Source organism: Streptomyces indicus (assembly GCF_900100315.1).
GTDB classification, from domain to species: Bacteria; Actinomycetota; Actinomycetes; order Streptomycetales; family Streptomycetaceae; genus Streptomyces; species Streptomyces indicus.
Genome location: NZ_FNFF01000009.1, coordinates 305,757 through 328,481 on the forward strand (window position 1 = coordinate 305,757; position 22,725 = coordinate 328,481).

The window sequence follows — 22,725 nt, forward strand, 5'->3', positions numbered from 1 at the left end:
CCTATCAGGCCATACGTTGCTTGTGCAACGGCTACTTGCCGGTACCCGCGCGCCTCCGCGCACTCACAACGCCGCGCTCCGCAGGGCCGCACGTGCCGGCAGATGGGTCGCCAGCAGGCCGAGCGCGAGGGCCGCGGCCGCGAAGGAGCCGTAGGCGGGCGAAGAAGAAGCCACGACCCCGCGTGGCCCGCGTGGGGGTCAGCACCAATAGTTGCCACGTAAACACTTTGGTAAGCTAACTATTGACGAGTTCTTGACGCCTTCTTTGCTCACGACGCCTTCGTTTCTCACGACAGGAGGAAAGCCCATCGGACACGCAGACACCCTGATAGCCATGGGCGGCGCCTTTCTCGCCGCCGCGGTCCTCGCCCGGCTCGGCGGCCGGATCGGACTGCCCACCATCCCGCTGTTCATCCTGGCCGGGATCCTGCTCGGCCCGCACACCCCCGGCATCGTGCTGGTCGCCGACCCGCACGACCTCGAGATGCTCTCCGCGCTCGGCCTGGTCCTGCTGCTCTTCTATCTCGGGCTCGAGTTCCACATGGACGACCTCAAGGCGGGCGGCCGCAAGATGGTCGTCGCCGGAGGCAGTTACCTCGTCCTGAACGTCGGCGCCGGCCTCGGTTTCGGATTCGCCCTCGGCTGGGGCACCTCCGAAGCTCTGGTCCTCGCCGGGGTCCTCGGCATCTCGTCCTCCGCGATCGTCACCAAGGTCCTCGTCGACACCGGACGGCTCGGCAACCCCGAGACCAAGCCGATCCTCGGGATCATCGTGGTCGAGGACATCTTCCTCGCCCTCTACCTGGCCGCGCTCCAGCCGATCCTGTCCGGCGCCGACTCGCTCGCAGCGGCCGTGACCGACGGCGGCAAGGCCTTCGCGTTCCTGCTGCTGCTCGCGCTCGCCGCACGCTTCGGCACCCGCATGGTCGGCAAGCTCTTCGCCACCCGCGACGACGAGCTCCTCGTCATCTCCTTCCTGGGCGCCGCCGTGTTCATGGCCGGGGTCTCGGAGTGGTTCGGGGTCGCGGACGCGATCGGCGCCTTCATGGTCGGTCTGATGCTCGGCAGTACGGCGTCCGGCGAGCGGATCCGCAAGCTGGTGCACCCGCTGCGGGACGCGTTCGGCGCGATCTTCTTCTTCGCGTTCGGGCTCTCCATCGACCCGGGTGATCTGCCCGTCGTGCTGTGGCCCGTACTGATCGCCGTGGCCGTGACGCTGGCGATGAACGTGGTCGCGGGACTCGCCGCGGCCCGCGTCTACCGGTTCGGGCCCGGGCCTGCGGCCAACATCTCCACCACGCTGCTGGCGCGCGGCGAGTTCGCGCTGATCCTCGCGACGATGGCGGCCGGCGCCGGACTCGACGACCGGCTCTCGCCGTTCATCGCGGGATACGTGCTGCTGCTCGCCGTCCTGGGCCCGCTGGCCGCCGGCCAGTCCCACTGGCTGGCACGGGTCCTGCCCGGAAGGCCCGGGACGACCGGGGAGACCGGGAACTCGGGGAGCACCGGAAGCACCGGTGAGTCCGGCGCAGCCGCCGAACTCACGCCTCCCGGCACAGCAGAAGCAGTGCTCGATCGTCGTTGACGTCCTTGGCGACCGCCTCGATCAGATGCCACGCGGCACCGTGGAAGCCGCCCGCGACATAGCGGTCGGCTTCCCCGGTGAGGCGGTCGATGCCCTCGGCGAGATCGCGGTCGGAGGTCTCGACCAGGCCGTCCGTGAAGAGCATCAGGACGTCACCGGGCCGCAGCGAGCCCTTCACCGGGTCGAACTGCGCACCGTCGTACACCCCGAGCAGCGGACCCTCGGCGTTCTTCTCCTCCCAGCGGCCCGACCCCGCGTGCAGCTGGAGGGCGGGCGGATGGCCCGCGGAGAGCAGCTCGTAGTCGCCCGACTCGAGGTCGAGGGCGAGGTGGATCGAGGTCGCGAAGCCCTCGTCCCAGTCCTGGCGCAGCAGATAGCCGTTGGCCGCCGGCAGGAACTCGTGCGGCGGCAGCGAGCCGAGCAGACCGCCGAAGGCGCCGGACAGGAGCAGCGCGCGCGAGGCCGCGCCCATGCCCTTGCCGGAGACGTCGGTGAGGACGACCTCCAGGGTGCGGCCGCCGTTCGTACGGGCCGCGCAGACGAAGTCGCCGGAGAAGGACTGGCCGCCCGCGGGCCGCAGCGCCATCTCGCGGTGCCAGCCGGCCGGCAGCGTGGGCAGCTTGCTCTGCACCCGGATGCGTTCGCGCAGGTCGAAGAGCATCGTGCCGCCGCGCCGCCACGGCACACCGACCCTGCTGCGGAACTGGGCGATGAGCAGCCCGAAGAACCCGCAGGCCGCGACCACGAGCACGATGCCGGGCGTGACCGTCGCCGGACTCTCGTGGTACGGCCCGAGCACCACCGACTCGACGATCAGGGCGGCCGCGGCGGCCGCGTAGAGACCGAGCAGGCTCGCGGGCCGGAGCAGCAGCCCGCCCGCGACGATCGGCAGGCAGAGCAGCGCGGGCGAGAACCACACGGGTATCGCGAGCGTGCCCGCCGTGATCGCGGGGATCATCAGGAGCAGGCCGGCGAGCGCCACCCAGTCGGAGCCCTCGCCGCGGAAGTAGTCGACCCCGGATTTGCGCAGCCCGACGCGGGCCCGGTGCCACCGCTTGCGCATCCGGGCCGGGAACGTCTCCGCCTCCGCGCGGTCCGCGCGGGCGCGCTGTGCACCGGTCATCGTCCGTGGACCCTATCCACCCCGGGCCGCCCCGCGCACGGGAGGTCCGCCTTGTCCCCCGCACGAGCGTGGCCGGTCACACCCGGTGTGACACCGGGATCACGGCAGGTGGTCACCCGCGCACCACCGTTCACGCGCGCCCGGTTCCTCCGGATTGCGCCCGTGTACCGGGGAAGGGCGCCCCCATGCCGGATCGCGCGGAAAATACCTCGCCCGTCTCGCGGGCGGCTGATAGGCAGAGCGTATGACTCTTGAGATCCGCACCCTGGACGCGAACGACTGGGACCGCTGGTTCACCCACCTGGAGACCGCCTTCGGCGGGGTCCGGTCCCCTGCGCAGGAGCGGGAGTTCGACCAGGCCGTCACCGAGACCGAGCGCTCTCTCGGCGTGTGGGACGGCGACCAGGTCGTCGGCACCGCGGGCGCCTTCTCCTTCCGTATGGCCGTCCCCGGCGGGGCGCTGGTGCCCGCGGCCGGCGTCACCATGGTCAGCGTGGCCGCCACGCACCGCCGCCGCGGCCTCCTCACCTCGATGATGCGCCGCCAGCTCGACGACGTGCGCGCCCTCGGCGAGCCGCTCGCGGTGCTCACGGCCTCCGAGCCGGAGATCTACGGGCGCTTCGGATACGGGATCGCCACCCAGCAGCTCAGTGCGGAGATCGACAGCACACGGGCGCGGCTCGCGGTGCCGGCGGGCACGGACGCGGTACGGCTGCGGCTCGTGGACGCCGAGGAAGTGCTCGACCGCTGCGAGGAGTTGTACGCGCGGCTGGTGCCGCTGCGGCCCGGGATGCTCGCGCGGCTCGACACCTGGCGCGCGGGCATGCTCATCGATCCGGCCGAGCAGCGCGAGGGCGCCTCGCCGTTGCAGTGCCTCGTGGCCGAGCGGGAGGGCGAGCTGGTCGGGTACGCGCGCTTCCGCACCAAGCCCGAGTGGGAGCCCGCGGGGCCGCGCGGCACGGTGAAGGTGCACGACCTGGAGGCCGTGGACGCGGCCGCGCACGCCGCGCTGATGCGGCACTTCCTGTCCATGGACCTGATGACGAAGGTCGAGCTGCGCAACCGGCCGGTGGACGACCCCTGGCAGCACCTCGTCTCCGACATCCGCCGCTGCAACCTGCGGCTGCGGGACTCGCTCCACGTGCGGCCGGTCGAGGTCGGTGCGGCGCTCGAGGCGCGGACGTACCGTACGCCGGTCGACGTGGTCTTCGAGGTGTCCGACCCCTTCTGCCCCTGGAACGAAGGGCGTTGGCGGCTCACCGGGGACAGCGTGGGCGCCTCGTGCAAGCGCACGGAGGACGCGGCGGATCTCGCCCTGTCCGTACGGGAGTTGGGGGCGGCGTATCTGGGCGGGTTCAGCCTGGTGTCGCTGGCGGCGGCGGGGCGGGTGGCCGAGCTTCGGCCCGGCGCCTTGGCACAGGCTTCTCTGGCCTTCGGGTCGGATGTGGCGCCCTGGCTCCCGTACGGGTTCTGAGCAGCCCGGGCCCGGTTCAGCGGGACTGGCAGCCCAAGCGGCGGCTCAGCGGGACTGGCAGCCCGGGCACCAGAACAGGTTGCGGGCGGCGAGATCGGCGGTGCGGATCTCGCCGCCACAGATGTGGCAGGGCTGCAGGGCCCTGCGGTACACGTAGACCTCGCCGCCGTGGTCGTCCACGCGCGGCGGACGGCCCATCGCCTCCGGGGTGTGCTCGGGGCGCACGGTGTCGATGCGGTTGAGGCGTACGCCCTCGCGCATCAGCTCCACCAAGTCGGCCCAGATCGCGTCCCATTCGCGGCGCGTGAGGTCCTTGCCCGCGCGGTACGGGTCGATGCCGTGCCGGAAGAGGACCTCGGCGCGGTAGACGTTGCCGACGCCCGCGATGACCTTCTGGTCCATGAGCAGCGCGGCGATCGTCGTACGGGAGCGGCTGATCCGCGCCCACGCCTTGTCGGGGCCGTCCTCCGCGCGCAGCGGGTCGGGGCCGAGCCGCTCATGTATGGCCTGCTTGTCGCCGTCCGTGATGAGCGCGCAGGTCGTCGGGCCGCGCAGATCCGCGTACGCCTTGGCGTGCAGGAGCCGCAGCCGCACCGTGTCGGTGGGCGGGGGCGCGGCGGGGCCGCCGAAGTTCAGCTTGCCGAAGAGGCCGAGGTGGATGTGGATCCAGCCGAGCCGCCCGAAGCCGAGGAAGAGGTGCTTGCCGTGGGCTTCGGCGGCGGTGAGCATGCGGCCGTCGAGGAGTGCGGCGCTGTCGGAGAACTTGCCCTGAGGGCTGGTGACACGGAGCTTGCGCCGCAGGAAGCGCTCGCTGTGGTCCTGTGCGAGGCGGTGGATCGTGTGCCCCTCAGGCACGGGGGTTCTCCTTCGGACGGGACTGCCGACACAGACGCTGACGCCGGCACAGACGCTGACGCCGGCACCGACACCGACGCCGACAGGACGGCGGACGCAGGCGTACGAAGACGGGCCGGCCGGAGCCGACCCGTCGTCCGTGCTGCGGGAATCAGCCCTGCGGGTGGTGGGCCGGGATCGGGGGGAGTTCGCGGGTGCGCTCGTAGTCCGCGAGCATCTCGATGCGGCGGGTGTGGCGCTCCTCGCCGGAGTACGGCGTGCTGAGGAAGATCTCGACGAACTTCGTCGCCTCCTCCAGGGTGTGCATCCGGCCGCCGATGGACACGACGTTGGCGTTGTTGTGCTCGCGGCCGAGCGCGGCGGTCTGCTCGCTCCAGGCCAGGGCGCAGCGGATGCCCTCGACCTTGTTGGCGGCGATCTGCTCACCGTTGCCGGAGCCGCCGATCACGATGCCCAGGGCGTCCGGGTCCGCGGCCGTCTTCTCGGCGGCGCGCAGGCAGAACGGCGGGTAGTCGTCCTGGGCGTCGTAGATGTGCGGACCGCAGTCCACGGGCTCGTGGCCGTGGGCCTTGAGCCACTCGACGAGGTGGTTCTTGAGTTCGTAGCCGGCATGGTCGGAGCCGAGGTACACGCGCATGGGTCCGAGTGTGGCACGTCGCCGAACGGGTAGTCGCGCCCGGGTGTCCACCGCGGCTCTTTTCGCAAGGTCCTTGTGCAACGATCCGGAATCGGGACTTCCGACTCTGGCGTGGGACCGCTTAAATGCGAGGGCTCGTAACCCGAGAACCTAAGGATTCACGCATGACCTCGCAACCGTCCCTTGCGAAGGAAGGCGTCAAGCAGCCCCACAAGGGCGACGACGTGTCCCTCGCCGACGGCTCCGGAGGCCCTGAAGGCTCCGACGGCCTCAAGGCCGGCCTCAAGAACCGCCACCTTTCGATGATCGCGATCGGCGGTGTGATCGGCGCCGGTCTGTTCGTCGGCTCCGGCTCCGGCATCGCCGCCGCCGGACCCGCCATCCTCATCTCGTACGCGCTCGTCGGCGTGCTCGTCGTCTTCGTGATGCGCATGCTCGGCGAGATGGCCGCCGCGAACCCGTCCTCGGGCTCCTTCTCGGAGTACGCGGACCGCGCGCTCGGCCGCTGGGCCGGCTTCACCATCGGCTGGCTGTACTGGTTCTTCTGGGTCGTGGTGCTGGCCGTCGAGGCCACCGCGGGCGCGGTGATCCTCGAGGGCTGGATCCCGGCCGTCCCGCAGTGGGGCTGGGCCCTGATCGTCATGGTGGTGCTCACCGCGACCAACCTGGTGTCGGTCGGCTCCTACGGCGAGTTCGAGTTCTGGTTCGCCGGCATCAAGGTCGTGGCCATCGCCGCGTTCGTGGTGATCGGCGGCCTGGCGGTGTTCGGTCTGCTGCCCGGCTCCGACAACCCCGGCGCGGGCTTCGCCCACCTCACGGACACGCAGGGCTTCCTGCCCAACGGCGCGGGCGCGATCCTCACCGGTGTCCTGATGGTGGTCTTCTCCTTCATGGGCAGCGAGATCGTCACGCTCGCGGCCGGCGAGTCCGAGGACCCGCAGCGCGCGGTCACCAAGGCGACCAACAGCGTCATCTGGCGGATCGCCGTCTTCTACCTCGGTTCGATCTTCGTCGTCCTGACGCTGCTCCCCTGGAACGACAAGTCGATCGTCGAGAAGGGCAGTTACGTCGCGGCCCTGGACTCCATCGGCATCCCGCACGCCGGCCAGATCATGAACGTGATCGTCCTGACCGCCGTGCTCTCCTGCCTCAACTCGGGCCTGTACACGGCCTCCCGCATGGCGTTCTCGCTCGGTGAGCGCGGCGACGCCCCGAAGTCCTTCGCGAAGGTCGAGGGCAACGGTGTGCCGCGGACCGCGATCCTCGCGTCGGTCGTGTTCGGCTTCGTCGCGGTGGGGGCCAACTACTTCTGGGAGGACACCGTCTTCCAGTTCCTGCTCAACTCCTCCGGCGCCGTCGCCCTCTTCGTCTGGCTGGTCATCGCGATCACCCAGCTGAAGATGCGCGGGATCATCCTGAGCGAGGCCCCGGAGAAGCTGGTCGTGAAGATGTGGCTCTTCCCGTTCCTGACCTGGCTGACCATCGGCGGGATCGTCTTCATCTGCGGCTACATGCTGGTGGACGACGCGGGTCGCGAGCAGATGCTGCCCTCGCTGGGGGTCGCCGCCCTGGTCCTGGTGATCGCCGTGGCCCGCGACCGGATGCGGGCGGGCGCAGCCGAGCGCTGACCGTACGGAACACGCCGAAGCCCTCCCCGTGAGCTGCACGGGGAGGGCTTCGTCGTACGCGGAGGAGAAGGCGGTTCAGCCCTTGCGGCCCACCAGCTTCCACGCGGTCGGCAGCGCGCCCATCGCCAGCGCGGCCTTGAGGGCGTCGCCGATCAGGAAGGGCACGACGCCCGCGGACAGCGCGGCCGGGAAGGACAGGCCCGTCGAGGCCATCAGCCACGGCACGCCCACGGAGTAGATGACGGCGGAGCCGAGCACCATCGTGCCGGCGGTGCGCAGCACCGAGCGGTCGCCGCCGCGGCGGGCCAGTGCGCCCACCATGCCGGCGGCGAGCAGCATGCCGATCACGTAGCCGAAGGAGGCGCCGCCCCAGCCGGAGGTGCCGCCCTGGAAGACGGGCGCACCGGCCGCGCCGACCAGCGCGTAGAGCGCGAGCGAGAGCAGACCGCGGCGGGCGCCGAGCGCGGTGCCGACGAGCAGCGCGGCGAAGGTCTGGCCGGTGACGGGGACCGGGGAGCCGGGGACCGGCACGGAGAGCTGCGCGGAGAGCGCGGTCAGCGCGGCGCCGCCCACCACCAGCGCGGCGTCGCGCACACGCGAGGCGGGCAGGAGGTCGGCGAGGACCTCGCCGGGACGGGTCGCGACAGCTGCGGTGCTCATACGGACTCCAGGGGGACGGGCAGGTGGGACCCCGCACGACACGGGTTCGGGACACCGTGACGCTATCCCAGCGGTCAACGCTCGTTCACCATCAGCCGTCGACAAAGCGGCACTTGAGGCCTTCGTGAGGTCCGCACAAAAACTAGCCCGGGAGCCCGGGCCGGGTGACCTCCGTCACTAGGCGCTACGACGCCTGCTGACCGTTTTGCGCAAATCAGCGCACGCGGGCGAGACTGTAGGGTCCCGCCAATCCGTCCCGAGAGCCGACCATGCACGAGACCCCGCCCGCAGGCCCCGCAGAACCGCAGGGCGCGAGCTCGCTGACCGAGGCCCCCGAGCCGCTCGGCCACGGCCTGAAGCAGCGCCATCTGACGATGCTCGGTCTCGGCGGCGTGATCGGCGCGGGCCTGTTCGTGGGCTCGGGCGCGGGCATCGCCGTCGCGGGCCCCGGCATCATCGTGTCGTATCTGATCGCGGGCGTGCTCGCGATGCTGGTGATGCGGATGCTCGGTGAGATGTCGGCGGCGGTCCCGGCCTCGGGTTCGTTCTCCGTGCACGCCGAGAAGGCGATCGGGCGCTGGGCCGGGTTCAGCACCGGCTGGCTCTACTGGTTCCTGCTCGTGGTGGTGCTCGCGGTCGAGGCCACCGCCGCGGCGCAGATCGCGCACGGCTGGGTGCCGGGTGTCGCACAGTGGGCCTGGGTGCTGATCTTCATGTCGGTGTTCACCGTGGCGAATCTGGTCGCGGTGCGGAACTTCGGCGAGTTCGAGTTCTGGTTCGCCGCGCTCAAGGTGTTCGCGATCGTGGCGTTCCTGCTGCTCGGCACCCTCGCGATCTTCGGGATCCTGCCCGACACCGACCCGGTCGGCTTCACCAACCTCACCGGCCAGGGCGGCTTCCTGCCGCACGGCTGGGAGGGCGTGATCTCCGGAGTGCTGGCGGTGATCTTCGCGTTCGGCGGTCTGGAGGTCGTCACCATCGCGGCCGCCGAGTCCGAGGACCCGGCCCGCTCGGTCTCGCGCGCGGTGCGCAGCGCGGTGTGGCGGATCCTCTTCTTCTACGTGGGCTCGATGCTGGTCATCGTGACCGTGCTGCCGTGGACCGCGCAGAGCGGCAAGGTGAGCCCGTACGTCACCGTGCTCGACGCGATCGGCATCCCCTCGGCGGGCCAGATCATGAACATCGTGGTCTTCGTGGCCCTGCTCTCGGCGCTGAACGCCAACGCGTACGGCTCCTCGCGGATGCTGTTCTCGCTGGCCGAACGCGGGGACGCGCCCCGCGCCCTGCTCAAGGTCAGCCCCGGCGGTGTCCCGCGGGTCGCGGTCCTCGCCTCGGTCGCCTTCGGCTTCGTCTCCGTCCTGCTGAACCTGAAGTGGCCGGACTCGGTCTTCCACTACATGCTCAACGCGGTCGGCTCCGTGCTGATCTTCGTCTGGGCGCTCATCGCGGTCGCCCAGCTGCGGCTGCGCCGCCGCATCGAGCGCGAGGCACCGGAGAAGCTGATCCTCAAGATGTGGGCCTTCCCGTATCTGACGTGGGTGGCGCTGGCGGGCATGGCGGCGATCGTGGGCCTGATGCTCACCGACGCGACGGCCCGCCCGCAGCTGCTGTGGTCGGGCGGCGCGACGCTGCTCGTGATCGCGGTCGCGCTCGTACGGGAGTCCGTGCACGGTCGGCGCGGGTCCGCACAGGACAAGCGGAAGTGATCCCTCCAGGGGTGTGACCGCCCCGGTACCGCGCGTGAGCAAAGCGTCCGGATTCCGGTCGGCCCGTACACCTCAGCGGACCGACCGCCCAGACTGATCCCTTGCTTATGCAAGGAACATGACACCCACGCACGTTACGGATCCCCCTGCGATGACTCCGCCCTCCGCATCCGCGCCCGCCAAGGACGCCCCGGCGACCGGTGCGGCAGCCGCCGATGCGCCGTCCGGCGCCGAAGCGCCCGCGCTCCGCCAAGGACTCAAGCAGCGCCACCTGTCGATGATCGCGCTCGGCGGTGTGATCGGCGCCGGCCTGTTCGTCGGCTCGGCCTCGGCGATCGCCGCCGCCGGCCCGTCGATCATCGTGGCGTACGCGATCTCCGGCGCCCTCGTCATGCTCGTGATGCGCATGCTCGGCGAGATGGCCGCCGCCAACCCGGCCTCCGGCTCCTTCTCGGTGCACGCCGAGAAGGCCATCGGACCGTGGGCCGGCTTCACGGCCGGCTGGTCGTTCTGGTTCCTGCTCTGCGTGGCCGTGGGCCTGGAGGGCATCGGTGCCGCGCAGATCGTCCACGGCTGGATACCGGGCGTCCCGGAGTGGGCGTTCGTCGCGCTGTTCATGCTGCTGTTCTGCGTCACGAACCTCATCTCCGTACGGAACTTCGGTGAGTTCGAGTTCTGGTTCGCCACGCTCAAGGTGCTCGCGATCGTGGCCTTCCTGGTCATCGGTGTGCTCGCGATCCTGGGCGTGCTGCCCGGCTCGGACGCCAAGGCCCCGGGCCTGAGCCATCTGACCGGCGACGGCGGCTTCTTCCCGACCGGCACCGAGGGCCTGATCGTGGGCCTGCTCGCGTCGGTGTTCGCGTACGGCGGTCTGGAGACCGTCACGATCGCGGCCGCCGAGTCGGAGCACCCGGTCAAGGGCGTGGCGAAGGCCGTGCGCACCGCGATGTGGCGGATCGCCCTCTTCTACGTGGGCTCCATGGCCGTCATCGTCACGCTCGTCCCGTGGAACGACCCGGCGCTCGCCTCCGGCAAGGGCTCGTACGTGGTGACCCTGGAGTACCTCGGGCTGCCCGCCGCCGGCCAGATCATGAACGTGGTCGTCCTGATCGCCCTGCTGTCCGCGATGAACGCCAACATCTACGGCGCCTCGCGCATGGCCGGTTCGCTGGTCTCGCGCCGGCTCGGCCCGCCGGCCCTCGGCCGGATCTCGGGCGGCGTGCCGCGCATCGCGGTCATCGCCTCCTCGGCCTTCGGCTTCTTCAGCGTGCTGCTCAGCTACTGGTACCCGGAGACCATCTTCGCCTGGCTGCTCAACATGATCGGCGCGATCATCCTGGTCGTCTGGTTCTTCATCGCGGCGGCCCAGCTGCGGATGCGCCGCAAGCTCCAGCGCGAGGCGCCGGAGAAGCTGGTCGTGAAGATGTGGCTGTTCCCGTGGCTGACGTGGGTGGCTCTGGCCGGCATGGCCGTGGTCTTCGTCCTGATGGCACGCGAGGAGGGCACGCGGATCCAGCTGTACTACACGGGTGGTCTGACGGTGTTCCTCGCGGTGATCGGCTACGCGCTGCAGCAGTCCAACAAGCTGAAGGACCTGGAGGCGAGGGTGGCGAAGTTGGCGGCGCGCGAGCCCGCCGGGTCCTGACCCTCCCCCGCACCCAGCGAAAGCCCCGCCCGGACACCCGGGCGGGGCTTTCGCGTTCCCGCGATCATGACGCCCCCTATTGGTGCTAGCCTGCACTTGCAACTAACTTGCAATAAGGACCTTGCGATGAGCGGCACCGCAGGAGGGGACCGATCGCCATGCCCGTCTACACACTCCCTGAACTCCCGTACGACTACTCCGCACTCGCGCCCGTGATCAGCCCGGAGATCATCGAGCTGCACCACGACAAGCACCACGCGGCGTATGTGAAGGGGGCGAACGACACCCTGGAACAGCTCGCGGAGGCGCGGGACAAGGAGACGTGGGGCGCGCTCAACGGCCTGGAGAAGAACCTGGCCTTCCACCTCTCCGGCCACATCCTGCACTCGATCTACTGGCAGAACATGACGGGCCCGAAGGAGGGCGGCGGCGAGCCGCTCGCGGCCGACGGCGTGGGCGAGCTCGCGGACGCGATCACCGAGTCCTTCGGCTCCTTCGCGGCCTTCAAGTCCCAGCTCACCAAGGCCTCGGCCACCACGCAGGGTTCGGGCTGGGGCGTGCTCGCGTACGAGCCGGTGAGCGGCCGCCTGATCGTCGAGCAGATCTACGACCACCAGGGCAACGTCGGCCAGGGCTCCACGCCGATCCTCGTCTTCGACGCCTGGGAGCACGCCTTCTACCTCCAGTACAAGAACCAGAAGGTGGACTTCATCGAGGCGATGTGGGCGGTCGTCAACTGGCAGGACGTGGCCCGCCGTTACGCGGCCGCGAAGGACCGCTCGTACAACCTGCTACTGGCGCCCTGACGCGCGCCGCAGCACCTATGACGCCCTGCTCGTGATCGTCTTCTCAACCTTCACGGGGCAGGCGGAGAGAAGGAGAGCCCCCGCGGTGACGTGAACCGCGGGGGCTCTCCTAGCAGGAACGGTCGACGAGGACGCACACACCCCGAGGTCGGCCCCGACGCCTGAGCGCTCGGCGTGGACACCACACCCCTTGACCTTCGTGACCAGCGATCAGCTCCCTCGTTGCGTGGGTCATGCACGCCACTCGCCGCCACCTGGGGCCGACGGCCGCCCTCGTCACCGCCTGCGTCCTCACTCTGGCCTCGACTTCCGCACCGGCCACGGCGACTCAGGAACGGGCGGCGGCTCCCGCGAAGTGTCTGGGCGGGCGGGCCGACTCCCGGGGGCACTCCTCCGTCGACGGAGGCGAGATCGCCTGGGAGGACGGGACCTCGTACGACGACGCGCGTCGGCATGCCCACAAGGTGTGGTCCTCCAGCGGACTCGACCGGGTGAAGTTCCCGCAGGACGACGCCGGTCGGATCGCGGATTTGGAATGGTCGGACGTCAACAGGACCGCCGGCTTCTGGAAGGACCGCCTCGGACACTGGCAGGGGCGATCCGGCGCAGATGCCATCCGTCTGAACAGCGCCTATCTCGGCAGCGGCAAGCGCTACGGCACGAGGACCGAACGCCGCACCATCGCCGCCCACGAGTTGGGCCATGCCCTGGGCTTCTGCCACAAGGACTACGCCTGGTACGACACGCTGATGGCCCGCTACATCGGCAACATGGCCAGGGGCGGCAAGCCCAGCGCACAGGACCGCAGGAACTACCACCGGCTGTGGGGCTGAAGCACGATGAGGACGAGAACAACCCGCGCTGTCACGGCTGTCGCAGCCGCTGCCCTGGCCGGCACCGCGTGGACCGTGTACGGCGGCTTTCGCGACGGCGTCGGCTCGGTCGCTGCCGGGGAATCGGCTACCGCGTACGATCCCGGCGACCCGCGCCAAGTCGCCGGGTCGGCGGACGACGTGTTCCATGCCGAGGTGCTGCGGCACACCGGGCGACGGGTCATCGCCGAGATCCCCTCCGACGTGTACGAGGTCCGGGTGCTGCACGCCTTCAAGGGCGGCCTGCGCGGCACCGTCACCATCACCGAGGACGTCGGGCACGGGCCCCTGACGCCGGGTGCGGCATACGTCCTCGCCACCGCCTCCTGGGCCGGCGAAGCCTCCGGCATGCACGCGCTTCTGGAGCACGACACCCCCGCGACACCCGATCTGAGCGCCCCGGCCTCCCCACCCGCGGGCCCCGCCGCGAGGGTCGGTGCCACGGTCGGCGAGTACTGGGAATGGGCCGTGGCGCACCAGGTCGACGTGACGCCCGACAGCTAGGGGTCCGCGCCCTGGCCCGTCCCCTCAGCCTCCGTCCACGAGCCCGTCCAGCTCGCCCACCGCGTCGAACTCCCTTGCCAGGCCCGTCTCGTGGAGGCGGGCGAAGGGGGTGAAGGGGATGCCGTATTCCGCTTCGCCGCGGTCGAAATTCCAGGACTTGTGGGCCTCGAAGCGGTAGGTCACCTGGCCCGGTGTGCGGTCCGCGCGCACCTCGACCGTGCCGCGCAGGCGGTACGAGACCCCGCGCAGGGCCAGCCACAGGTCGGTGTCGTCGTGGCGGGTGATGGCGACCCCGCGCCAGCCCGTGTCCGCCGGGTAGGTGCCGGGAGGCAGGTCCGCGGCCCGTTCGCGCCAGATGTCGAGCTGTTCGTCGACCGCGGTGCGGACCACCGGGAGGGCCAGGAGGGCTCGGGCGTCGAGGCGGTACGGGCGGCCCGTGCCGCGCAGGTAGTGGCGCAGGGCGCCGGACGCGGTGCGCCAGCCGCAGGCCCGCCAGAGCGGGGGCAGGGCGCGGGTGGCGAGATGGACCGCGTGGTCGGTGAGGCGCGGCCGGAGCGAGGCGTACGGGGCGTTGTCGTTGGGCAGGCGCGGGTCCTCGCGGCCGCCCTCGGTGCCGATCAGCGTCGTCGTCCCCATACGGGGACGCTAAGCGAGGGCGCGGGCCGCCGCCTCCCGGAGACGTCCGGGAGGCGGCGGCCCGGGGGTGTCACGCCGGGAGGCGGCGGTCCGGGGACGTCATGCCGGGCGGCGGTCCGGGGGTGTCACGCCAGGTTCGAGAAGTCCGGGCCCTTCTCGCGCGTCCGCTTGATCTCGTAGAAGCCGGGGGTCGAGGCCACGAGGAGCGTGCCGTCCCACAGCCGGGCCGCGGCCTCGCCCTGCGGGGCGGGCGTGACGACCGGGCCGAAGAAGGCGATCTGCTCGCCGTCGGCGCCGGGCACCGCGATGACCGGGGTGCCGACGTCCTGGCCGACCTTGTCGATGCCCTCCTTGTGGGAGGCGCGCAGCTCCTTGTCGTACGTGTCCTTGTCCGCGTAGTCGAGGAGGGAGGCGGGCAGGCCGACCTCTTCGAGCGCGGCGGCGACGGCTTCGAGCGTCGCGCCCTCGCCGCGGTTGTGGAAGCGGGTGCCGATCGCGGTGTACAGCGGGCCGACCACGTCGTCACCGTGCAGCTGCTGCGCGGCGGTGACCACGCGTACCGGGCCCCAGCCCTTCTCCAGGAGCTCCTTGTACTGCTCCGGCAGATCGTCGCGGCCCTCGTTGAGCACCGACAGGCTCATGACGTGCCAGCGCACCTTCACGGGGCGCACCTTCTCGACCTCGAGCATCCAGCGCGAGGTCATCCAGGCCCAGGGGCACAGGGGGTCGAACCAGAAGTCCGCGGTCACGCTCTCGCTGGACGGGCCGCCGGCAACCTGCTCGGACATGTCACTCCTCGGAAGTACGGTCGGGATCTGCCTCGGCGAACACCGTCGCACGCGGGGGCATTCCCGGACGCCGGGGCCCCGGCGCGCGTGGCAGGATCGTAGGCATTCGAACACCGACGTACACGCCACAAGGGAGTGCCCGTGCCCGGAGAGAACCTGTCCCGCGACGAGGCCCGCGAGCGGGCCGCGCTGCTGTCCGTCGAGGGCTACGAGGTCTCGCTCGACCTGCGGTCCGCGGTCGGCGACGCGGGCGCACCGGCGGACGGTCCCCGCACGTTCCGGTCGGTGACGACCATCCGCTTCCGCTGCTCCGAGCCGGGTGCCTCCTCCTTCGCCGATCTCATTGCGCCGAGCGTCACGGCCGTCTCGCTGAACGGAGCAGACCTCGACCCGTCGGAGGTCTTCGACGGCTCGCGCATCGCCCTTGAGGACCTGCGCGAGGAGAACGAGCTGGTGGTGGACGCGCAGTGCGCCTACAGCCGCACCGGCGAGGGCATGCACCGCTTCGTGGACCCGGAGGACGGCGAGGTCTACCTCTACACGCAGTACGAGCCGGCCGACTCGCGCCGTGTGATGACCTGCTTCGAGCAGCCCGACCTCAAGGCGCCCTTCCGGATGGAGGTGCGCGCGCCGGAGGGCTGGACCGCCTGGTCGAACGGGGCCGGTGAACTGACCGACGGCGTCTGGCGGTTCGCGGAGACCAAGCCGATCTCCTCGTACATCACGGCCTTCGTGGCGGGCCCGTACCACTACGTGACGGACACCTACACGCGCAAGCTCGCGGACGGCTCGACCCTGGAGATCCCGCTCGGCGCCATGTGCCGCAAGGGGCTCGCCAAGCACTTCGACGCGGACGACGTCTTCCTGGTCACGAAGCAGGGCCTGGACTTCTTCCACGAGCACTTCGACTACCCGTACCCCTTCGGGAAGTACGACCAGGCCTTCGTGCCGGAGTACAACCTGGGCGCGATGGAGAACCCGGGCCTGGTCACCTTCCGCGAGGAGTTCATCTTCCGCGGCAAGGTCACGCAGGCCTCGTACGAGCGGCGTGCGAACGTCATCCTGCACGAGATGGCGCACATGTGGTTCGGCGACCTCGTGACCATGGAGTGGTGGGACGACCTGTGGCTGAAGGAGTCCTTCGCGGACTTCATGGGCTCCTTCTCGATGGTGGGCGCCACCCGCTTCACCAACGGCTGGATCACCTTCGCCAACAACCGCAAGGCGTGGGCGTACCGGGCCGACCAGCTGCCGTCCACGCACCCGATCACGGCCGACATCCGTGACCTGGAGGACGCGAAGCTCAACTTCGACGGCATCACGTACGCGAAGGGCGCCTCGGTGCTCAAGCAGCTGGTGGCGTACGCGGGCCAGGACGCGTTCCTCGAAGGCGCCCGGCGCTACTTCAAGCGGCACGCGTACGGGAACACGCAGCTGGGCGATCTGCTGGCCGTCCTGGAGGAGACCTCGGGCCGCGACATGGCCAAGTGGTCGCGCTCCTGGCTCCAGACGGCGGGGGTCAACTCCCTGACTCCGCAGGCCACTTACGACGCATCGGGCCGAGTCGTCGAGCTCTCCGTGCTTCAGGAAGCCGCGGAATCGCACCCGACGCTGCGTCCGCACCGCGTGGCCGTCGGCCTCTACCGCCGTACGCCCGAGGGCACCCTGGAGCGGTACGCGCGCGCCGAGGCCGACGTGGACGGGACGCGCACGGTGGTCGCGGAGCTCGCGGGCGCCGAGAAGCCGGACCTGATCCTGGTCAACGACGACGACCTGACGTACTGCAAGATCCGCTTCGACGAGGGCTCGCTCGAGACCCTCCGTGCGCACCTCGGTGACATCACGGATCCGCTGGCGCGCGCCCTGTGCTGGTCGGCGCTGTGGAACCTGACCCGTGACGCCCTGATGCCGGCGCGCGACTTCGTCTCCCTCGTGCTGGCCTTCTCGGGCCGCGAGTCGGACATCGGCGTGCTCCAGATGCTGCATACCTGGGCCCGCTCGGCCCTGGTCAACTACGCGGCGCCCGGCTGGCGTCCGGAGGGCGAGCGGCTGCTCGCCGAGGGTGCGCTGCGCGAGCTGCGCACCGCCGAGCCCGGCAGCCAGCACCAGCTGACCTGGGCGCGCTTCTTCGCCTCCGTCGCGTCCTCGGACGCCGACCACCAGCTGCTCGAAGGCCTCCTCGACGGCTCGGCCCGGATCGACGGCCTGGACGTCGACCAGGAGATGCGCTGGGCGTTCCTGGAGCCGCTGGCCGCCGCGGGCCGCGCCGACGCGTCCGTACTCGACGCCGAACTCGCCCGCGACGACACGGCGTCCGGCAAGCGCCACCACGTCCGCTGCCTGGCCGCGCGCCCCTCGGCGGCGGTCAAGGCGCAGGCCTGGGCGGAGGTCGTCGAGTCGGACGCGCTGTCCAACGCCCTGGTGGAGGCGACGATCTCGGGCTTCACGCAGCCCTCGCAGCGCGAGCTGATCGCGCCGTACGCGCCGAAGTACTTCGAGGTGATCGAGCGCATCTGGTCGGAGCGCTCGATCCAGATCGGCATGGATGTCGTACGGGGGCTGTTCCCGGCGCTCCAGGACTCGGTGGCCACCCTGGCCGCCACCGACGACTGGCTGTCGGCCCACGAGGACGCGGCACCGGCGCTGCGGCGTCTGGTGCTCGAAGCGCGGGACGATCTGGCGCGGGTGCTGCGGGGGCAGGCCTGTGATGCGGGGGCCGCTGCGTCGGCCGGATAGGTCCGGTGGGAATACGGGCGGCGGCGGGGCCGAACTGTGACACTGCGGTCCCCCGCTGCCCGTAACCCCCATCCGGACCAGCCCTTCTCGGCACTCGAACGTCCGTCCTTTAGTGCAGAATTGTCCGGTTCATGCGACGGGACGGTAACAGGGGTTAGAGCGCCGTCACTCAGCGGGAAACCCCTGGCCATGAACCACAACACCCCGCTCTCCCCCCGCCCCCTGCACCACCTCTCCGATGTCTCGCGCCGCGTCCTGAGCGCCGCCCAGCTGCGCAGCCACGGAGTGTCCGCCGCCGAGACCAACGCCCAGTGCCGGCCCGGCGGTCCGTGGCAGCAGGTGCTGCCCGGTGTGTTCCTGCTGCACCCCGGCCCGCCGACCAGCGAGGAGCGGCTGCACGCCGTGCTCCTCTACTCCGGCCGCCCGCCCGGGGGCCCGGTGCCCGGCGTCACCGCGGGCGGCACCGGCACCGCCCCGGGCCTGAGTACCATCCCGCCGCAGACCGGCGCCCTGTCCATGCCCCGGCAGTCCGCCGCCTCCGCGGCCGCCGCGTCCCTGCCGCCCGCGGCGCGACCACCCGTCGAGCGGTCCGCGGACGAGCGCCGCTCCATGGCGGCGCACCCGTCCTCGTACCACCGCAGGAAGGCCCAGGCGCAGGGCGGCGGTTCGCCGTCCGGGTACGAGGACGTGATGATCACCGGGCTCGCGGCGCTCACCCTGCACGGGTTCTCGGCCGCTCCCCCGCTGCTCTCGCTCGACCGGATCGACGTGCTGGTGCCGCGCACGCGCCGGCTGCGGTCGGTGGGGTTCGCACGGATCGTACGGACGCACGCGATGCCGCAGGCCCAGGACGTGACGGGACTGCCGATGGCCCCGGTGCCGCGGGCCCTCGCGGACGCGGTCGCGCAGCTGACCGACGCCGGCGCGGTACGGCGGCTCCTGATGGAGGCCGTGCGCGGCGGGCACTGCGAACCGGCCGCTGTCGTACGGGAGTTGAACCACGCACGGCTGCTGACCCGGCCCCACGTGGTCGACGCCGTGGACTCGCTGCTCGCCGAGGGGCGGGCCATCGCCGAGGACCGGCTGTACCGGATGGTGGCCGAGTTCGGTCTTCCCGACCCGCTGTGGAACGTGGACCTGCGGCTGCCGGGCGGCCCGCACCTGGGGGGTGTGGACGCGTACTGGCCCGATCAGGCCGTGGCGGTGGAGCTGGACACCCGCGCCACGAGGCAGGGCCATCGGCAGGATGAGGACGCGCTGTGGTCCGAATACGCCCGTAAGCGGGAGCACTTGGAGCGGCTCGGGATCACCGTCGTGCACCTCACGCCGCGCAAGCTGCGGGACTCGCTGGAGCAGCAGGCGGCGGTGGTGCGCACGGCGCTGATGGCCTCGACCGACCGGGAGCCGGCCGCGTATGTGGTGGTCCTGCCCCGCTGAGTGAGGGGTCGCGGTCCGGGGGCGGGGCGCGTGCAGGAGGGGAGAGGGGTGGGTTCCGGCCGTGCGACCGGGGCCCGCCCCTCCAGCGCGCGCCATCGCCTCGGCCTGACTCACCGCTTGCGCAGCAGCAGTTCCGTGTTGCGGTCGTAGGACTCGCCGAGCAGCTTCGGGTTGCGGCCCGGGGCGTTGAAGGACAGCTCGCGGTACAGGGACGCCAGGCCCGTCTGCGAGAGGTCCTCGTACGAGGTGCGGTGCGGGGCGGCGGACTCGATGAGCGTGGTGAACAGCGAGAGCGTGCCGTCCTTGTTGTCGGCGATCTCGATCACGCGGGCCAGCTGCGGGTAGTCCGTGTGCGAGGCGGTGCTGATCTCCCAGAAGGTGCCGCGCGGGCGGATCCGGTTGCGGTGCGTGTGGCCGTTCACCCAGGCCAGGACGCGCGGATGCCGCTTGAGCAGGCCGACGAGCTCCTGGCCGGCGTGGCGGGCCTCGCCGGGGCGGGCCGGGTCCGGGCGGGTGTTGCCCATGGACGCGCTGGTGTGGTGGCTGAAGACGATCGCGTACCGGCCGTCCTTCGCGGACCGCTCCAGGGTGCGCTCCAGCCAGTCCCACTGCGCCTGGCCGAGCGAACCCTCGTAGTGGCCACCGGAGTTGGTGGTGTCGAGGCTGATGCCGAGGACGTCCTCGGCGATGTCGAAGCTGTAGTAGCGCGTGCCCGCCTCCAGGTTGGCCCGCGTGTAGCCGTGGCCGACCGGCCCTGGGCCCGTGTACACCGGGTCGAGGTGCGCCTGGACGTACTCGCGCGGCGAGAAGGGCGCACGCGCCGAGTCGGGGGTGACCGGGCGCAGGGCGCGGCGGTGGCTGCGGATGAGCTCCTTGAAGTACGCGCCCTTGGGGTCGTCGCCGGCGCGCACGGTCTTCCAGAACCGGTCCGCCTCCGCGGGGTCGATCTCCATCAGCTTGCGGGCGCCGGTGGAGAACTCCGCGAACCAGGAGTCGCCCGCGAAGCAGCCGCCCTGAAGGAAGTCGTGGTTGCCGACGGTGGAGTACCAGGGCACGTTGAGCCCGGGGCTGCGCACCGCGCCGATCGCCGCGTCGAGGAAGCCGGGCACGTGCGGGAAGCCGGCCTTCTTGTCGGCGTCCCGCAGCTCGCGGTCGGGGTGCCAGTAGAGCGGCAGTCCGGAGTCCTGGACCCCCTCGTAGCGGCGCGGGTCCCCGCTGTTGGGGACGATGACGCCGCCGCTCATCGCCTTGAGGAACCAGTCGAGTTCGCACCGGGAGTTGTTGTCCGTGTTGTCGCCGGTGGTCATGACGAAGCTCAGGGGCGCGCCGGTGGCGGGCGCGCCCCTGAGGGCGTTGACGCGCTCGACCAGGGAGACCACGCCCTGCACGGACAGCGCCTCGTGCGGGCGCCAGGCGCTGGCGGTCTCGGCGCGCAGGAACTCGTAGCGGTTCGGGTGCTGGGCGTCGACCACGTGCAGATCGGTGAACTGCACGAACGCGGCGAGCGTCCGCCGCCGCCCGTCCCGGCCCTTCTTGGCCGAGGCCATCTCGCCGCGCGTCAGGCGCGGCCAGGCGGGCCCGCTGCCGAGCCTGCGGTAGCCCTGCCCCGATACCGGCGCGGCGACCGTGCTGAGCGTGGTGCCGCGGCGGTACGGAGCCGGCGGGGCGGCGGGCGCGGGGCGGTTGGTCAGCTGCCCGAGGGGCTGTTCGGGCCGGGCGGCCCGCGCCTGGTGGCCGCCGTCGGCCAGTCCGACGGCGAGGCCGACCCCGGTCGTCGCGGAGAGGGCGCCCGCGGCGGCGAGGAAGGAGCGGCGGGCGAGAGGGGAACGGCGGTCGAGGGCGGTGACGACAGAGCGTGTGCGCGGCATGGCGCGTCTCCCCGGGTGCGAACGCGGTTCGCGGGGCGCCCGGCCGGCGGTGCCGCCGAACTCCCCGCTCGTACTGGATCGTTGGCAGCGGGGATGACCTGCGCGTAAACGAGGACGCAACGCCGCGGGCCGATCACCGAACGTGGATCTCGGCGGGCCGCGGGTGTCATGCCGGGCTCATGCACGGCTCGTCGGTCCGACCGGAGCCGGTCACTCCGTGTTCATCTGCCGGGGTACGCCGGGCACTTCCGCCCCGCGACGCGGCCGGGCGCGGCCCTACCGCACCCGGGGGCTCCCGGCCGACGTTCGGCGAACGGAGGTCAACATCGCGGTGTCCTGCCCTTAACGTGTGCAGGGTGCACAAAGAGCTGAGGGTGGCGGCCTACGCCGTCTGCGTACGCGACGGACAGCTCCTGCTCGCCCGCTGGGTGGCCGGGGACGGCAGCAAACGGTGGACCCTGCCGGGCGGCGGCATGGAGCACGGCGAGGATCCGTACGACACGGTGATCCGCGAGGCCGAGGAGGAGACCGGGTACGCAGTGCGGCCCGTGGCGCTGCTCGGTGTGGACTCGATCCGGCGCCGCTATCCGCGCAAGCTCGGCACCTTCGCCGACTTCCACGGGCTGCGCCTGGTGTACGAGGGCGAGATCACCGGCGGCGAGCTGCGCCACGAGACCGACGGCTCCACGGACATGGCGGCCTGGCACCCGCTCGACGCGGTCTCCGGTCTGCCGCGGGTCGGCCTCGTGGACGTGGGGCTCGGGCTGTGGCGGGGGCGCCCGGCGGCGGGGCGGGTGGACGCCGAGCGCTGAGGGAAGGCGCGCGCGGGCGGACGCCGCGTACGGACGGCGCCCACCAAGGCACACGCGGGCGGACGCCGCGTACGGACGGCGCCCACCAAGGCACACGCGGGCGGACGCCGCGTACGGACAGCGCCCACGATGGTGCGCGAGGGCGGACGCTACGTCCGGACGGCGCCCGCCCCCGCACTCCCCTACCGGCCGCCCGCCACGAGCAGCGGCGCGCCGCCCGGCGCGGAGGCGGGCCGGCCGTTGGTCAACGGCCGCCCGGTGCGCGGGACTTCACCGGTCAGGCCGCGCGCCACCAGCTCGGGGATCACGCCCTCGCCGAACCAGTACGCCTCCTCCAGATGCGGATAGCCGGAGAGCACGAAGTGCTCCACGCCGAGCGCGTGGTACTCCTCGATCCGGTCCGCGACCTCGGTGTGCGAGCCGACGAGCGCGGTGCCCGCCCCGCCCCGCACCAGGCCGACACCGGCCCACAGATTCGGGGCGATCTCCAGCTTGTCGCGGCTGCCGCCGTGCAGCGCCAGCATCCGCTGCTGGCCCACCGACTCACTGCGCCCGAGCGCCTGTTGGGCCGCGGCGATCGTCTCCGGGTCGAGGTCGTCGAGCAGCCGGTTCGCCACCCGCCAGGCCTCGGCCGAGGAGTCGCGGGAGATCGAGTGCAGCCGGATGCCGAAGCGGACGGTGCGCCCCTCGGCCTCGGCGAGCGAACGGATCCAGTCGATCTTCTCCTTGACCTGGGCGGCCGGTTCGCCCCAGGTGAGGTAGACGTCCGAGTGGCGGGCGGCGACCGGCCCCGCGGCGGGTGAGGATCCGCCGAAGAAGATCTGCGGCAGCGGGTCGGGCGGCAGCGCGGTCAGGGCGCCGTCGACGCGGTAGTGCTCGCCCGTGAAGTCGTACGGACTGCCGGACCATGCCCCCCGTACCACCGAGAGGAATTCATCCGTACGGGCATACCT

At 71.5% G+C, this 22,725-nt stretch carries 19 protein-coding genes; 11 read left to right on the plus strand and 8 right to left on the minus strand.

All coding sequences use genetic code 11. The features are described from left to right. The first annotated feature begins 334 nt into the window (after positions 1–334). Positions 335–1,585, plus strand: a complete 1,251-nt coding sequence (locus tag BLT97_RS23105) for a cation:proton antiporter (RefSeq protein WP_093613181.1) — start codon at positions 335–337, stop codon at positions 1,583–1,585. On the opposite strand, the gene BLT97_RS23110 is transcribed toward BLT97_RS23105, so the two are convergent. Next, a complete protein-coding gene (locus BLT97_RS23110; protein ID WP_093613183.1) occupies positions 1,542–2,708 on the minus strand; it encodes a PP2C family protein-serine/threonine phosphatase in 1,167 nt (388 codons plus the stop codon). The two genes, BLT97_RS23105 and BLT97_RS23110, sit on opposite strands and share 44 nt — an antisense overlap. A 244-nt stretch (positions 2,709–2,952) precedes the next feature. Here BLT97_RS23110 and BLT97_RS23115 point away from each other — a divergent pair, with 244 nt between their 5' ends. Then, entirely contained in the window at positions 2,953–4,182 is a 1,230-nt protein-coding gene (locus BLT97_RS23115) for a GNAT family N-acetyltransferase (protein ID WP_093613185.1), read from the plus strand. A 45-nt stretch (positions 4,183–4,227) separates the two neighbouring features. Here the strand turns inward: BLT97_RS23115 and BLT97_RS23120 are convergent, their stop codons facing one another. Together BLT97_RS23120 and BLT97_RS23125 are read right to left on the minus strand one after the other, a co-directional pair. After that, a complete protein-coding gene (locus tag BLT97_RS23120) occupies positions 4,228–5,037 on the minus strand; it encodes an Fpg/Nei family DNA glycosylase (RefSeq protein ID WP_093613187.1) in 810 nt (269 codons plus the stop codon). Between the two features lie 151 nt (positions 5,038–5,188). Then, positions 5,189–5,674, minus strand: a complete 486-nt coding sequence (locus BLT97_RS23125; RefSeq protein ID WP_093613189.1) for a ribose-5-phosphate isomerase — start codon at positions 5,672–5,674, stop codon at positions 5,189–5,191. A 164-nt stretch (positions 5,675–5,838) separates the two neighbouring features. Here BLT97_RS23125 and BLT97_RS23130 point away from each other — a divergent pair, with 164 nt between their 5' ends. Continuing rightward, complete coding sequence (locus BLT97_RS23130) at positions 5,839–7,302, plus strand: amino acid permease (RefSeq protein WP_093613191.1); 1,464 nt, start codon at positions 5,839–5,841, stop codon at positions 7,300–7,302. 75 nt (positions 7,303–7,377) lie between these two features. Here BLT97_RS23130 and BLT97_RS23135 read toward each other — a convergent pair whose 3' ends face one another. Next, positions 7,378–7,962 carry a biotin transporter BioY gene (locus BLT97_RS23135; RefSeq protein ID WP_093613193.1) on the minus strand — a complete coding sequence of 195 codons (585 nt, stop codon included), beginning with the start codon at positions 7,960–7,962 and terminating at the stop codon, positions 7,378–7,380. 269 nt (positions 7,963–8,231) lie between these two features. Between BLT97_RS23135 and BLT97_RS23140 the strand changes: the two genes are divergently transcribed. The 5 genes from BLT97_RS23140 (at position 8,232) to BLT97_RS23160 (ending at position 13,495) form a co-directional block, all read left to right on the plus strand. Further along, positions 8,232–9,668 (plus strand): amino acid permease, encoded by a 1,437-nt coding sequence (locus tag BLT97_RS23140; protein ID WP_093613195.1) that lies wholly within the window; start codon positions 8,232–8,234, stop codon positions 9,666–9,668. A gap of 151 nt (positions 9,669–9,819) precedes the next feature. Further along, complete coding sequence (locus BLT97_RS23145; RefSeq protein ID WP_093613197.1) at positions 9,820–11,313, plus strand: amino acid permease; 1,494 nt, start codon at positions 9,820–9,822, stop codon at positions 11,311–11,313. Between the two features lie 158 nt (positions 11,314–11,471). Further along, positions 11,472–12,119: a superoxide dismutase gene (locus BLT97_RS23150; protein ID WP_093613199.1), complete on the plus strand. Its 648-nt coding sequence runs from the start codon at positions 11,472–11,474 to the stop codon at positions 12,117–12,119. A 233-nt stretch (positions 12,120–12,352) separates the two neighbouring features. Beyond that, entirely contained in the window at positions 12,353–12,952 is a 600-nt protein-coding gene (locus BLT97_RS23155; RefSeq protein ID WP_093613201.1) for a zinc metalloprotease, read from the plus strand. Positions 12,953–12,958: 6 nt separating this feature from the next. Further along, positions 12,959–13,495, plus strand: a complete 537-nt coding sequence (locus BLT97_RS23160) for a hypothetical protein (RefSeq protein WP_143041370.1) — start codon at positions 12,959–12,961, stop codon at positions 13,493–13,495. A gap of 24 nt (positions 13,496–13,519) precedes the next feature. Here BLT97_RS23160 and BLT97_RS23165 read toward each other — a convergent pair whose 3' ends face one another. Together BLT97_RS23165 and BLT97_RS23170 are read right to left on the minus strand one after the other, a co-directional pair. After that, positions 13,520–14,131: a hypothetical protein gene (locus BLT97_RS23165; RefSeq protein WP_093613205.1), complete on the minus strand. Its 612-nt coding sequence runs from the start codon at positions 14,129–14,131 to the stop codon at positions 13,520–13,522. A gap of 125 nt (positions 14,132–14,256) precedes the next feature. Continuing rightward, positions 14,257–14,919 (minus strand): mycothiol-dependent nitroreductase Rv2466c family protein, encoded by a 663-nt coding sequence (locus tag BLT97_RS23170; RefSeq protein ID WP_093613207.1) that lies wholly within the window; start codon positions 14,917–14,919, stop codon positions 14,257–14,259. 141 nt (positions 14,920–15,060) lie between these two features. Between BLT97_RS23170 and pepN the strand changes: the two genes are divergently transcribed. Both pepN and BLT97_RS38625 read left to right on the plus strand, forming a co-directional pair. Beyond that, on the plus strand, positions 15,061–17,655 hold the full coding sequence (gene pepN / locus BLT97_RS23175; protein WP_093613209.1) for an aminopeptidase N: 2,595 nt from the start codon (positions 15,061–15,063) through the stop codon (positions 17,653–17,655). A 189-nt stretch (positions 17,656–17,844) separates the two neighbouring features. Then, entirely contained in the window at positions 17,845–19,092 is a 1,248-nt protein-coding gene (locus BLT97_RS38625) for a hypothetical protein (RefSeq protein WP_245769493.1), read from the plus strand. Between the two features lie 110 nt (positions 19,093–19,202). Here BLT97_RS38625 and BLT97_RS23190 read toward each other — a convergent pair whose 3' ends face one another. Further along, positions 19,203–20,960 (minus strand): TIGR03767 family metallophosphoesterase, encoded by a 1,758-nt coding sequence (locus BLT97_RS23190; protein WP_093613211.1) that lies wholly within the window; start codon positions 20,958–20,960, stop codon positions 19,203–19,205. A 356-nt stretch (positions 20,961–21,316) separates the two neighbouring features. On the opposite strand from BLT97_RS23190, the gene BLT97_RS23195 reads away from it, so the two are divergent. Further along, on the plus strand, positions 21,317–21,772 hold the full coding sequence (locus BLT97_RS23195; RefSeq protein WP_093613213.1) for an NUDIX hydrolase: 456 nt from the start codon (positions 21,317–21,319) through the stop codon (positions 21,770–21,772). A 182-nt stretch (positions 21,773–21,954) separates the two neighbouring features. On the opposite strand, the gene BLT97_RS23200 is transcribed toward BLT97_RS23195, so the two are convergent. Continuing rightward, a partial coding sequence (locus BLT97_RS23200) for an LLM class flavin-dependent oxidoreductase (protein WP_143041371.1) occupies positions 21,955–22,725 on the minus strand: 771 nt, incomplete at its 5' end.